The organism is Enterobacter sp. SORGH_AS_0287 (assembly GCF_031453695.1).
GTDB lineage: Bacteria > Pseudomonadota > Gammaproteobacteria > Enterobacterales > Enterobacteriaceae > Enterobacter > Enterobacter ludwigii.
Window position 1 is genome coordinate 3,748,850 of record NZ_JAVIZW010000001.1, and the last position, 12,517, is coordinate 3,761,366.

12 protein-coding genes and 1 pseudogene are annotated in these 12,517 nt (G+C 55.8%); 10 read left to right on the forward strand and 3 right to left on the reverse strand.

What is annotated here, in order from left to right:
- The first annotated feature begins 5 nt into the window (after window positions 1-5).
- A pseudogene (gene cyaA, locus QE396_RS17775) lies at window positions 6-2,550 on the forward strand (class I adenylate cyclase).
- 43 nt (window positions 2,551-2,593) lie between these two features.
- On the opposite strand, the gene cyaY reads toward cyaA, so the two are convergent.
- Window positions 2,594-2,914, reverse strand: a complete 321-nt coding sequence (gene cyaY / locus QE396_RS17780; RefSeq protein ID WP_014172137.1) for an iron donor protein CyaY — start codon at window positions 2,912-2,914, stop codon at window positions 2,594-2,596.
- A gap of 135 nt (window positions 2,915-3,049) precedes the next feature.
- Between cyaY and QE396_RS17785 the strand changes: the two genes are divergently transcribed.
- From QE396_RS17785 to corA, 8 genes are all read left to right on the forward strand, one after another.
- A complete protein-coding gene (locus QE396_RS17785) occupies window positions 3,050-3,253 on the forward strand; it encodes an LPS translocon maturation chaperone LptM (protein WP_025202779.1) in 204 nt (67 codons plus the stop codon).
- A gap of 35 nt (window positions 3,254-3,288) precedes the next feature.
- Window positions 3,289-4,113: a diaminopimelate epimerase gene (dapF, locus tag QE396_RS17790; RefSeq protein WP_020882883.1), complete on the forward strand. Its 825-nt coding sequence runs from the start codon at window positions 3,289-3,291 to the stop codon at window positions 4,111-4,113.
- Window positions 4,110-4,817 (forward strand): DUF484 domain-containing protein, encoded by a 708-nt coding sequence (locus QE396_RS17795; RefSeq protein WP_014172135.1) that lies wholly within the window; start codon window positions 4,110-4,112, stop codon window positions 4,815-4,817. Before dapF ends, QE396_RS17795 begins: the two co-directional genes overlap by 4 nt.
- Complete coding sequence (xerC, locus tag QE396_RS17800) at window positions 4,814-5,716, forward strand: tyrosine recombinase XerC (protein WP_014172134.1); 903 nt, start codon at window positions 4,814-4,816, stop codon at window positions 5,714-5,716. Before QE396_RS17795 ends, xerC begins: the two co-directional genes overlap by 4 nt.
- Window positions 5,716-6,432: a 5-amino-6-(5-phospho-D-ribitylamino)uracil phosphatase YigB gene (gene yigB, locus QE396_RS17805; protein ID WP_014172133.1), complete on the forward strand. Its 717-nt coding sequence runs from the start codon at window positions 5,716-5,718 to the stop codon at window positions 6,430-6,432. Before xerC ends, yigB begins: the two co-directional genes overlap by 1 nt.
- A gap of 80 nt (window positions 6,433-6,512) precedes the next feature.
- Window positions 6,513-8,675 (forward strand): DNA helicase II, encoded by a 2,163-nt coding sequence (uvrD, locus tag QE396_RS17810; protein WP_020882882.1) that lies wholly within the window; start codon window positions 6,513-6,515, stop codon window positions 8,673-8,675.
- Window positions 8,676-8,824: 149 nt separating this feature from the next.
- Entirely contained in the window at window positions 8,825-8,881 is a 57-nt protein-coding gene (ysgD, locus tag QE396_RS17815) for a YsgD/CorL family protein (RefSeq protein ID WP_212743980.1), read from the forward strand.
- A 151-nt stretch (window positions 8,882-9,032) separates the two neighbouring features.
- The gene (gene corA, locus QE396_RS17820; protein ID WP_020882881.1) at window positions 9,033-9,983 is read left to right on the forward strand and encodes a magnesium/cobalt transporter CorA; all 951 of its coding nucleotides are present in this window, start codon (window positions 9,033-9,035) and stop codon (window positions 9,981-9,983) included.
- A 42-nt stretch (window positions 9,984-10,025) separates the two neighbouring features.
- On the opposite strand, the gene rarD is transcribed toward corA, so the two are convergent.
- Together rarD and yigI are read right to left on the reverse strand one after the other, a co-directional pair.
- A complete protein-coding gene (gene rarD, locus QE396_RS17825; protein ID WP_014172130.1) occupies window positions 10,026-10,922 on the reverse strand; it encodes an EamA family transporter RarD in 897 nt (298 codons plus the stop codon).
- A gap of 51 nt (window positions 10,923-10,973) precedes the next feature.
- Window positions 10,974-11,441: an acyl-CoA thioesterase YigI gene (gene yigI / locus QE396_RS17830; RefSeq protein ID WP_014172129.1), complete on the reverse strand. Its 468-nt coding sequence runs from the start codon at window positions 11,439-11,441 to the stop codon at window positions 10,974-10,976.
- Between the two features lie 161 nt (window positions 11,442-11,602).
- On the opposite strand from yigI, the gene pldA reads away from it, so the two are divergent.
- Window positions 11,603-12,472 carry a phospholipase A gene (gene pldA, locus QE396_RS17835; RefSeq protein WP_020882880.1) on the forward strand — a complete coding sequence of 290 codons (870 nt, stop codon included), beginning with the start codon at window positions 11,603-11,605 and terminating at the stop codon, window positions 12,470-12,472.
- Window positions 12,473-12,517 lie beyond the last annotated feature (45 nt).

Below are 12,517 nucleotides of genomic sequence, written 5' to 3' on the forward strand. Positions count from 1 at the left end.
ACGTCTTGTACCTCTATATTGAGACTCTGAAACAGAGACTGGATGCCATAAACCAACTGCGTGTCGATCGCGCGCTTGCTGCTATGGGCCCTGCTTTCCAGCAGGTATACAGTCTTCTGCCGACATTATTGCACTATCACCATCCGCTGATGCCTGGCTACCTTGACGGTAACGTTCCCAGAGGCATCTGTCTTTTCACGCCTGATGAAACCCAACAACACTACCTGACCGAACTTGAACTCTACCGTGGCATGCCGCCGCAGGAATCACCGAAAGGTGAACTGCCGATTACTGGCGTTTACACCATGGGCAGTACCTCCTCGGTTGGGCAAAGCTGTTCTTCGGACCTGGACATCTGGGTCTGTCATCAGTCCTGGCTCGATAACGACGAGCGTCAGCTGCTGCAGCGAAAGTGCAGCCTGCTGGAAAGCTGGGCCGCGTCGCTTGGCGTAGAAGTCAGTTTCTTCCTGATTGATGAAAACCGTTTCCGTCATAACGAAAGTGGCAGTCTGGGTGGTGAAGACTGCGGCTCAACCCAGCACATCTTACTGCTGGACGAGTTTTACCGTACTGCCGTACGCCTGGCCGGTAAGCGTATTCTGTGGAATATGGTGCCGTGCGACGAAGAAGAGCATTACGACGATTACGTAATGTCGTTGTACTCCCAGGGTGTGCTGACACCAAATGAATGGCTGGATCTGGGTGGCCTCAGTTCGCTTTCCGCCGAAGAGTACTTTGGCGCGAGCCTCTGGCAGCTCTATAAAAGCATTGATTCGCCGTATAAGGCCGTGCTGAAAACCCTGCTGCTGGAAGCCTATTCCTGGGAATACCCCACGCCGCGTTTGCTGGCGAAAGATATCAAACAGCGTCTGCACGACGGAGAAATTGTCTCCTACGGGCTGGATGCTTACTGCATGATGCTTGAACGCGTCACCGAATACCTGAAAGCCATTGATGACACCACGCGTCTCGATCTGGTGCGTCGATGTTTCTATCTCAAAGTCTGTGAAAAACTCAGCCGCGAACGCGCATGCGTGGGCTGGCGTCGTGAAGTGGTCAGTCAGTTGGTGAAAGAGTGGGGATGGGACGAAGAACGTCTGTCTATGCTTGATAACCGCGCCAACTGGAAAATCGATCAGGTGCGTGAAGCGCACAACGAACTGCTCGATGCCATGATGCAAAGCTACCGCAACCTTATCCGCTTTGCGCGTCGTAACAATCTCAGCGTTTCCGCCAGCCCGCAGGACATCGGGGTGTTGACGCGTAAACTGTATGCGGCGTTTGAAGCATTGCCGGGTAAAGTCACGCTGGTTAACCCGCAGATTTCACCGGACCTGTCAGAACCGAACCTGACCTTTATCTATGTGCCGCCGGGCCGCGCAAACCGCACCGGCTGGTACCTGTACAACCGTGCGCCAAGCATGGACTCGATCATCAGCCATCAGCCGCTGGAATATAACCGCTACCTGAACAAGCTGGTGGCCTGGGCCTGGTTCAACGGCCTGCTGACCTCGCGTACCCGGCTGTTTATCAAAGGCAACGAGGTTGTCGATTTAGCCAAACTGCAGGAGATGGTGGCGGATGTCTCCCACCACTTCCCGCTGCGTCTGCCGGCGCCGACGCCAAAAGCGCTCTACAGCCCGTGTGAAATTCGCCATCTGGCGATTATCGTCAACCTGGAATATGACCCGACAGCGGCCTTCCGCAATCAGGTGGTCCATTTTGATTTCCGCAAGCTGGACGTCTTTAGTTTTGGCGAGCAGCAAAACTGCCTGGTGGGCAGCGTAGACCTGCTGTACCGCAACTCGTGGAACGAAGTGCGTACTCTGCACTTCAACGGCGAGCAGGCGATGATCGAAGCGCTGAAAACGATTCTCGGCAAGATGCATCAGGACGCTGCGCCGCCGGACAGCGTTGAGGTGTTCTGCTATAGCCAGCATCTGCGCGGTCTGATCCGTACCCGTGTGCAGCAGCTGGTTTCGGAGTGCATCGAACTGCGCCTCTCCAGTACCCGTCAGGAAACCGGTCGCTTTAAAGCGCTGCGCGTCTCCGGACAGACCTGGGGCCTGTTCTTCGAGCGCCTGAATGTTTCAGTACAGAAGCTGGAAAACGCCATCGAGTTCTACGGCGCCATTTCGCACAACAAGCTGCATGGCCTGTCAGTGCAGGTGGAAACCAACCACGTGAAACTGCCACAGGTCGTGGATGGCTTTGCGAGCGAAGGGATTATTCAGTTCTTCTTTGAAGAGTCGGGTGACGACGCCGGTTTCAACATCTACATCCTGGATGAGACGAACCGCGCTGAGGTTTATCACCACTGTGAAGGCAGTAAAGAGGAACTGGTGCGCGACGTCAGCCGCTTCTATTCGTCCTCACATGACCGCTTTACCTACGGCTCCAGCTTCATCAACTTTAACCTGCCACAGTTCTACCAGATTGTGAATGTAGACGGACGTTCGCAGGTGATTCCGTTCCGTACGCAGGCCGTTACGCCAGCGGTTCCCGCCACGCCAGGACACTACCCCGCTGTTGCAGCAGTATTTCTCCTGACAGTTTTTGCCCGGTATGCAGCGCACCACCGGGCAAAACAGACTCAACGAAAACGCACGTCTTCGCCTGCCTGCGCGGTCGCCGCCTGTTCCAGCAGATCCCAGAACGTTTCGCCGCTACGGTCACACACCCATTCGCCCTCTTTCAGATCGAAATGGTAGCCACCCTGTTTGGCGGCCAGCCAGACCTGGTGAAGCGGCTCCTGGCGGTTAATAATAATTTTGCTGCCGTTTTCGAAGCTCAGGGTCAGAATGCCGCCGTTGATCTCACAATCGATATCGCTGTCGCCGTCCCAGTCGTCAAGCCGCTCTTCGATGGTCATCCATAAGGTGTCTGCAAGGCGATGGAATTCACTGTCGTTCATGGTTTTGTTCCTGTTTTTCGTGATGCCGGCAGTATAACGCTAAATAATTCCCGTTGCAGGAAAGCGGCAAACTCTTGCTTTTGTGTCTTCTCCTGCGATGATAGAAACAGATTTGAACTTACGGGCAACTTTATAATGAAAAACGTTTTCCGAACGCTTGCCGTTCTCATCACGCTGTTTAGTCTGACGGGCTGTGGACTGAAGGGACCGCTTTACTTCCCGCCAGCGGATAAAACGGCGCCGCCGCCGACGAAACCTGTGCAAAGCGGTATTGAGTCTTCCACGCCAGACACGAACGATCGTGGCAATAATGGTGGTCCGACTCAGGTTAATCTCTGACGATTACGTTCTGTACCCGCGCAATGGAGCGAATGATGCAGTTCTCTAAGATGCATGGCCTTGGCAACGATTTTATGGTCGTCGACGCGGTAACGCAGAATGTCTTTTTCTCCCCGGAACTGATCCGCCGCCTGGCGGATCGGCATCTGGGCGTGGGGTTCGATCAGCTGCTGGTGGTTGAGCCGCCGTACGATCCTGACCTCGATTTCCACTACCGTATTTTTAACGCTGACGGCAGTGAAGTCTCCCAGTGCGGCAACGGTGCGCGCTGTTTTGCCCGCTTTGTCCGCCTGAAAGGGCTGACGAACAAGCGCGATATCCGCGTCAGTACCGCGAATGGTCGCATGGTGCTCAGCGTCACCGATGACGATCTGGTTCGCGTGAATATGGGCGAGCCGAACTTTGAACCTTCCGCCGTGCCGTTTCGCGCAAACAAAGCGGAAAAGACCTATATTATGCGTGCGGCAGAGCAGACAGTATTGTGTGGCGTCGTCTCGATGGGAAACCCGCACTGCGTGATTCAGGTTGATGATGTAGAGACCGCCGCCGTTGAAACCCTCGGCCCGGTGCTGGAAAGCCATGAACGCTTCCCGGAACGCGCGAACATTGGTTTTATGCAGGTGGTGAAGCGTGAACACATCCGTCTGCGGGTGTATGAACGCGGCGCGGGCGAAACCCAGGCCTGCGGAAGCGGTGCCTGCGCGGCAGTGGCCGTCGGCATCGCTCAGGGGTTACTGGCAGAAGAGGTTCGCGTGGAGTTACCAGGCGGTCGTCTTGATATCGCCTGGAAAGGACCGGGTCATCCGCTGTTTATGACTGGCCCGGCGGTACATGTCTATGACGGGTTTATCCATCTATGAAGCAACCAGGGGAAGAACTGCAGGAAACGGTGACGGAACTGGACGACAGTGCTGTTGTTGATTATCTGCTGAACAATCCCGCGTTTTTTATTCGCAATGCACGTCTTGTCGAACAGATGCGGGTGCCGCATCCGGTGCGCGGGACCGTGTCGCTGGTCGAATGGCATATGGCTCGCGCGCGCAACCACATCAATCAGCTTGAAGAGAACATGACGCTGCTCATGGAACAGGCGAACAATAACGAAAGCCTGTTCTATCGACTGCTGCATCTGCAGGCGCGTCTGGCCTCGGCCCACAGCCTTGACGAGTTTCTCAGCCGTTTCCACCGCTGGGCGCGAGAACTGGGGCTTGCAGGCGCAACCCTTCGTCTCTTCCCCGACCGCTGGCGCATTGGTGCACCGTCTGGTTTCACCCATCTGGCACTGAGCCGTCAGGCGTTTGAGCCGCTACGTATTCAGCGCCTGGGTCATCAACATCATTATCTGGGGCCGCTGAACGGACCTGAATTGCTGGTGGTATTGCCAGAAGCCAAAGCGATTGGCTCGGTGGCCATGTCATTGATGGGGCGCGATGGCGACTTAGGCGTGATGTTATTTACCAGTCGCGACGCGCATCACTATGAGCAGGGGCAAGGTACGCACCTGTTGCAGGAGATCGCCCTGATGCTGCCTGAGCTGCTGGAGCGCTGGATTGAGCGCGTATGACGGACGGACTTCTTGCCACTGACGTCGCGCGATTTCTGCGCTACCTGGGGGTTGAACGTCAGCTTAGCCCCATAACGCTGCTGAACTATCAGCGTCAGCTTGATGCCATCATGCAGATTGCCGATGAAATCGGCCTGAAAAGCTGGCAACAATGTGACGCTGCGACGGTTCGTGGCGTCGTCGTGCGTAGCCGCAGGAAAGGGTTAGGTCCGGCGAGTCTGGCGCTCAGGCTCTCTGCCCTGCGCAGTTTCTTCGACTGGCTGGTGAGCCAGGGCAGCCTTAAAGCCAACCCGGCGAAAGGCATTGCCACGCCAAAAGCACCGCGTCATCTGCCTAAAAATATCGACGTCGATGATGTCAATCGCCTGCTGGATATCGATCTTAACGATCCGCTGGCGGTGCGTGACCGCGCGATGCTGGAGGTGATGTACGGTGCCGGACTGCGTCTGTCTGAACTGGTCAATCTCGATATAAAACATCTCGATCTGGACACCGGCGAAGTGTGGGTGATGGGCAAGGGCAGCAAAGAGCGCCGCTTGCCGATTGGTCGCAACGCTGTCGCCTGGATTGAGCACTGGCTTGACCTGCGCGGGCTGTTTGGCGCGGAAGAAGATGCGCTGTTCCTGTCGAAACTCGGCAAGCGGATCTCGGCGCGTAATGTGCAGAAGCGTTTTGCGGAGTGGGGCATTAAGCAGGGGCTGAACAGCCATGTTCACCCGCACAAGCTGCGCCACTCTTTTGCGACCCACATGCTTGAATCAAGCGGCGATCTGCGCGGCGTGCAGGAACTGCTCGGCCACGCGAATTTGTCCACCACCCAGATTTATACCCACTTAGACTTCCAGCACCTTGCCTCGGTGTATGACGCGGCGCATCCACGCGCCAAACGGGGGAAATAATGCGTTTTTACCGCCCACTGGGTCAGATTTCAGCCCTTACCTTTGACCTTGATGACACCCTTTATGATAACCGCCAGGTGATCCTGCGTACCGAGCAGGAGTCGCTGGCGTTTGTGCAGAACTATCACCCGGCGCTGAAGACGATGCAGAACAAGGACTTCCAGCAGCTGCGTCAGTCCCTGCGGGAGACCGAGCCGGACATTTACCATGACGTGACCGAATGGCGTCGACGTGCGGTTGAACAGGCGATGCTGAATGTTGGCATGAGCGCGCGTGATGCGGCGATAGGGGCTGAAGCGTCCATGGAAAACTTCGCCAAATGGCGGAGCCGTATTGATGTGCCACAGGAGACCCACGATACGCTGGCCGCGCTGGCAGAGAAGTGGCCGCTGGTGGCGATTACCAATGGCAATGCCCAGCCTGAGCTGTTTGGTCTTGGCGATTATTTTGAGTTTGTGCTGCGCGCGGGCCCGCACGGGCGCTCGAAACCGTTTAACGATATGTATCACCTGGCGGCGGAAAAACTGAACCTGCCGCTCGGCGAAATGTTGCATGTGGGTGATGACCTGACCACGGACGTGGCCGGGGCGATCCGCTGCGGCATGCAGGCCTGCTGGATCAAGCCGGAAAACGCTGACCTGATGACAACGCCGGACAGCCGTCTTCTGCCGCACGTGGAAATTTCACGGTTGGCATCCCTCACGACGCTGATATAATCATCAATTGTTCTGTATAAATTAACAGGGTTTTGGCGAAGGAATCACATTCGCCTGCCTGACATTACGTGACGGTGCCAATGGACGTTTCTTACCTGCTCGACAGCCTTAATGACAAACAGCGTGACGCGGTTGCCGCTTCGCGCACCAACATGCTGGTGCTGGCTGGGGCGGGCAGTGGTAAGACGCGCGTGCTGGTACACCGTATTGCGTGGCTGCAGAGCGTGGAAAACTGCTCGCCGTACTCCATTATGGCGGTGACGTTTACCAACAAGGCGGCGGCAGAGATGCGCCACCGAATCGCACAGCTGATGGGCACCAGCCAGGGCGGCATGTGGGTGGGTACTTTCCACGGTCTGGCGCATCGCCTGCTGCGGGCGCACCATATGGACGCTAACCTGCCGCAGGATTTCCAGATCCTCGACAGCGAAGATCAGCTGCGTCTGCTGAAGCGTCTTATCAAGGCGATGAATCTCGACGAAAAGCAGTGGCCGCCGCGTCAGGCAATGTGGTACATCAACGGCCAGAAAGACGAAGGGCTGCGTCCGCACCATATCCAGAGCTTCGGCAACCCGGTCGAGCAAACCTGGCAGAACGTTTATAAAGCCTACCAGGAGGCGTGCGATCGCGCAGGTCTGGTGGACTTTGCTGAGCTGCTGCTGCGTGCGCATGAGCTGTGGCTCAACAAACCGCATATCCTGCAGCACTATCGTGAACGCTTCACCAATATTCTGGTGGACGAATTCCAGGATACCAACAACATCCAGTATGCATGGATCCGCCTGCTGGCCGGTGATACCGGCAAGGTGATGATCGTCGGTGATGACGATCAGTCCATCTATGGCTGGCGTGGGGCGCAGGTGGAAAACATTCAGCGCTTCCTCAATGATTTCCCCGGTGCTCAGACCATCCGTCTGGAGCAGAACTACCGTTCGACCAGCAACATTCTGAGCGCCGCCAACGCCCTGATTGAGAACAACAACGGGCGTCTGGGTAAAAAGCTGTGGACCGATGGCGTTGACGGTGAACCGATCTCTATCTACTGCGCATTCAACGAACTTGATGAAGCGCGCTTTGTGGTGAACCGTATTAAAACCTGGCAGGACAACGGTGGCGCGCTGGAGCAGTGTGCCATTCTCTATCGCAGCAACGCCCAGTCGCGCGTGCTGGAAGAGGCGTTGCTGCAGGTGAGTATGCCGTACCGCATTTACGGTGGCATGCGCTTCTTTGAACGTCAGGAGATCAAAGACGCGCTCTCGTATCTGCGTCTGATCGCAAACCGTAATGACGATGCGGCGTTTGAGCGCGTGGTGAACACCCCAACCCGCGGCATCGGTGACCGTACCCTGGACGTGGTGCGCCAGGCCTCCCGCGATCGCCAGCTGACACTCTGGCAGGCGTGCCGCGAGCTGTTGCAGGAGAAAGCGCTCGCCGGACGTGCAGCCAGCGCCTTACAACGCTTCCTGGAGCTGATTGATGCCCTGGCACAGGAAACGGCCGATATGCCTCTGCACGTACAGACCGACCGGGTGATTAAAGACTCCGGCCTGCGCACCATGTATGAGCAGGAGAAAGGCGAAAAGGGCCAGACCCGTATTGAGAACTTAGAGGAACTGGTGACGGCAACGCGCCAGTTCAGCTACAACGAAGAAGACGAAGATTTGATGCCGCTGCAGGCGTTCCTCTCCCACGCGGCGCTGGAAGCGGGCGAAGGGCAGGCAGACACCTGGCAGGATGCGGTTCAACTTATGACCCTGCACTCCGCCAAAGGTCTGGAGTTCCCGCAGGTGTTTATCGTCGGGATGGAAGAGGGGATGTTCCCGAGCCAGATGTCGCTGGATGAAGGTGGGCGTCTGGAGGAGGAGCGTCGTCTGGCCTATGTTGGCGTGACGCGCGCGATGCAAAAGCTGACGCTGACCTATGCCGAAACCCGACGCCTGTACGGTAAAGAGGTGTATCACCGTCCGTCGCGCTTTATCGGCGAACTGCCGGAAGAGTGCGTGGAAGAGGTGCGCCTGCGCGCCAGTATCAGCCGCCCGGTCAGCCATCAGCGTATGGGCTCGCCGATTGCTGAAACGGACACCGGCTACAAGCTGGGTCAGCGCGTGCGTCATGCTAAGTTTGGTGAAGGCACCATCGTCAATCTGGAAGGTAGCGGCGAGCACAGCCGCCTGCAGGTGGCGTTCCAGGGGCAAGGTATCAAATGGCTGGTGGCAGCCTACGCCAGGCTGGAAACTGTGTAACTTTCAGAAAAATATCATTATTTTGTAATAATCTGCTAGCCTTATACGTTGAAGGTCAATTAATGCCCTTCAGCGTTCCGTTGCGTGTTGACGCCACTATTACTGCTGGCGTAACATGCGCGCACGATTACGCTAAGAGGACATTCGCCTTGGACACACCCAGTAGATACTGGCTCAATTCCCTGTCATCCAGGAACAACTCCTAAGGCTATCTCCTCTTGCTGATGGCCTTAGTGGTTGTCAGCGACCTGCATTATTCCCGTCGCGCTGAGTCAGGCTGTTTAATGGTCTGAAACCCAATTTGTTTCTGTGTGCCCACCGAACTGTCCGATATTTTTTGCATTGGGAGTCCCGGTCATGTTGAGCGCATTTCAACTCGAAAATAACCGACTGACTCGGCTTGAAGCCGAAGAGTCACAGCCCCTCATTGATGCCGTATGGGTGGATCTGGTCGAGCCGGACGACGATGAGCGCCTTCGCGTACAATCTGAGCTGGGGCAAAGCCTGGCAACCCGCCCGGAACTGGAAGACATCGAAGCATCTGCTCGTTTTTTTGAAGATGAAGACGGTCTGCATATTCACTCCTTCTTCTTCTTTGAAGACGCCGACGATCACGCGGGTAACTCCACCGTGGCGTTTACCATTCGTGACGGTCGCCTGTTTACCCTGCGCGAGCGTGAGCTGCCCGCGTTTCGTCTCTACCGCATGCGCGCCCGTAGCCAGGCGATGGTCGACGGTAATGCCTACGAACTGCTGCTGGACCTGTTTGAAACCAAAATCGAACAGCTGGCGGATGAAATTGAAAACATTTACAGCGACCTGGAAAAGCTGAGCCGCGTCATCATGGAAGGGCATCAGGGCGATGAATACGACGAAGCGCTCTCGACGCTGGCAGAGCTGGAAGATATCGGCTGGAAGGTGCGTTTGTGTCTGATGGATACCCAGCGCGCGCTGAACTTCCTGGTGCGTAAGGCGCGTCTGCCGGGCGGTCAGCTGGAGCAGGCACGTGAGATCCTGCGCGATATCGAATCCCTGCTGCCGCACAATGAATCGTTGTTCCAGAAGGTCAACTTCCTGATGCAGGCGGCGATGGGCTTTATCAATATCGAGCAGAACCGCATCATCAAGATCTTCTCGGTGGTCTCGGTGGTCTTCCTGCCACCAACGCTGGTGGCCTCGAGCTACGGGATGAACTTTGAGTTTATGCCGGAACTTAAGTGGAGCTTTGGCTACCCTGGTGCGATTATCTTTATGATCCTCGCCGGGCTGGCGCCGTACCTCTACTTCAAGCGCCGTAACTGGCTGTAAACTTCAGGCGGGTGGCGTTGTGCCAGCCCGCCTCATCACCGCTTACAATCCTTTGCGCGTTCTGCGCTGGGTATAAAGGGCGTCTGCAACAAAAATCGCCAGCGCCACCCAGATAAAGGCAAACGTCACCATCTTATCTGCGCCCGGTACTTCGCCGTAAAACACTACTGCCAGCAGGAACATCAGCGTCGGACCGATGTACTGAAAGAAGCCCAGCGTGGAGAGACGCAGGCGCGTTGCGGCACCGGTGAAGCACAGCAGAGGAATGGTGGTTACCACACCGGCCGCCATCAGCATCAGATTCAACGACAACGGGTTACTGCCCATATGGCTGGTAGCGCTGTCGGCAATACCAAACAGGTAAATCGCAGCGACCGGCAATAGCCACAGGGTTTCAAACAGCATCCCGGTCTGCGCTTCAACGGCTATTTTCTTCCGGACCAGCCCGTAAAACGCAAAGCTGAACGCCAGGCCCAGAGCGATCACGGGCAGCGAACCGAAGGTCCACAGTTGAACCAGCACGCCGCAAAAAGCGAGGATGACCGCCAGCCACTGCATGCGACGGAAACGCTCGCCCAGGAAAATCATGCCCAGAACAATGTTGACCAGGGGATTAATAAAATAGCCCAGGCTCGCTTCGAGCATGTGATGGTTATTGACTGCCCAGATAAAGAGCAGCCAGTTGCCGCCTATCAGCACGGCTGAGAGGGCCAGCAGGAACACCTTTTTCGGCGTTTTCAGCAGCGTTTTGACGCCAGACCACTGACGGCTAACGCTCATCAGTGCGATCATAAAGAAAAACGACCAAATCACACGGTGTGTGAGGATCTCGTCAGCGGGTACGTAAGCGATAAACTTGAAGTACGCCGGTGCGATACCCCAAATAAAATAAGCGGCAAGGGCGAGTAGTACGCCCTGCCGCGTTTGTTTAGCATCCATCGGGATAATCCGTTACAAAAAAGTGAATCAATTTTACCCGATTTTAGGGTTTCAACCCACCATATAAGTGGCAGTTGCGCTGGCGATATAGACCTGCTCTTCGTTATGCAATTCAACGCGGGCGACGGCGACCTTATTCCCGGCGCGCAGCAGGCTGCTGGTGGCGGTAAAACGGTTTCCGCGCCCGGGACGCAGGTAATCGACGCGTAAATCGATGGTGCCCATACGCGACAAACGCTGGCGCAACTCGTCTTCATTGATGGTGTCATGGCGCGTCAGCGTACTGCCCACACAGACCAGACCCGCCGCCACATCCAGCGCTGAGGCAATCACCCCGCCGTGCAAAATACTCTGCGCCCAGTTGCCTACCATCATCGGCTGGTTGTTGAAGCTGAGCTGGGCAAACGCTTTCTCGTAGCGCTCGAGCTCCAGACCCAGTGCACGGTTAAACGGCATATGGTAAACAAAAATCTCGCCCACGAGTTTTAACGCTTCTTCGGCGGTAAGCATGGCTGACATGAGGCATCACATCCTTATTGTTAATAAAATGTTGATTTTATGCTTCAGAAATAAGGAATTCCACTTTCAGAAACGAGGATGCAGCAGTTGTCGCAGAAGTATGTAGAATATCCGCCACATAACAATTCAACTAATTAACTCTTTGCAGGAGAACACCACCGATGCGGACGTATCTGGCCTGGTTACTGGCGGCGGTTGCGCTGCCCCTCACAGCATATGCCCAGGAAGCGACGATTAAAGAAGTTCACGATCAACCTGCCGTGCAGGGCAGCATTATCGCGAACCTTCTTCAGGAACATGATAATCCGTTCACGCTGTATCCGTATGACACCAACTACGTGATATACACGCAGACCAGCGATCTCAACAAAGAGGCGATAAGCTCCTATAACTGGTCCGATAATGCGCGTAAAGACGAAGTGAAGTTCCAGTTAAGTCTCGCGTTCCCGTTCTGGCGCGGCATTCTGGGACCGAATTCGGTGCTCGGCGCCTCTTACACGCAGAAATCCTGGTGGCAGCTTTCCAACAGTGGCGAATCTTCACCGTTCCGTGAAACCAACTATGAGCCGCAGCTGTTCCTCGGTTTTGCGACCGATTATGAATTCGCGGGCTGGACGCTGCGTGACATCGAGGTGGGCTTTAACCACGATTCAAACGGACGCTCCGACCCTACCTCGCGCAGCTGGAACCGTGCCTATACGCGACTGATGGCGCAAAACGGCAACTGGATGGCGGAAGTGAAGCCGTGGTTTGTGGTGGGCGATACCGACGACAACCCGGATATCACCAAATATATGGGTTACTATCAGCTCAAAATCGGCTATCAGTTGGGTGACGCGGTGCTGAGCGCCAAAGGCCAGTACAACTGGAACACCGGTTACGGTGGCGCGGAACTGGGCCTCAGTTATCCGGTGAGCAAGCACGTTCGCCTCTATACTCAGGTTTACAGCGGCTACGGCGAGTCGCTTATCGATTACAACTTCAACCAGACCCGTGTAGGTGTGGGCGTGATGCTGAACGATATTTTCTAGGCAGCTCGAATGTTTTTTCGTTAAACGTTGAAGTTTCTCTCTCAG

Bases quoted from the DNA above. Each gene is read 5' to 3' on its own strand.
- rarD (WP_014172130.1), bottom strand. From the start codon at position 10,922: ATGGATGCTAAACAAACGCGGCAGGGCGTACTACTCGCCCTTGCCGCT.
- yigI (WP_014172129.1), bottom strand. From the start codon at position 11,441: ATGTCAGCCATGCTTACCGCCGAAGAAGCGTTAAAACTCGTGGGCGAG.
- yigB (WP_014172133.1), top strand. From the start codon at position 5,716: ATGCGTTTTTACCGCCCACTGGGTCAGATTTCAGCCCTTACCTTTGAC.
- pldA (WP_020882880.1), top strand. From the start codon at position 11,603: ATGCGGACGTATCTGGCCTGGTTACTGGCGGCGGTTGCGCTGCCCCTC.
- cyaY (WP_014172137.1), bottom strand. From the start codon at position 2,914: ATGAACGACAGTGAATTCCATCGCCTTGCAGACACCTTATGGATGACC.
- QE396_RS17795 (WP_014172135.1), top strand. From the start codon at position 4,110: ATGAAGCAACCAGGGGAAGAACTGCAGGAAACGGTGACGGAACTGGAC.
- dapF (WP_020882883.1), top strand. From the start codon at position 3,289: ATGCAGTTCTCTAAGATGCATGGCCTTGGCAACGATTTTATGGTCGTC.
- uvrD (WP_020882882.1), top strand. From the start codon at position 6,513: ATGGACGTTTCTTACCTGCTCGACAGCCTTAATGACAAACAGCGTGAC.
- corA (WP_020882881.1), top strand. From the start codon at position 9,033: ATGTTGAGCGCATTTCAACTCGAAAATAACCGACTGACTCGGCTTGAA.
- xerC (WP_014172134.1), top strand. From the start codon at position 4,814: ATGACGGACGGACTTCTTGCCACTGACGTCGCGCGATTTCTGCGCTAC.
- QE396_RS17785 (WP_025202779.1), top strand. From the start codon at position 3,050: ATGAAAAACGTTTTCCGAACGCTTGCCGTTCTCATCACGCTGTTTAGT.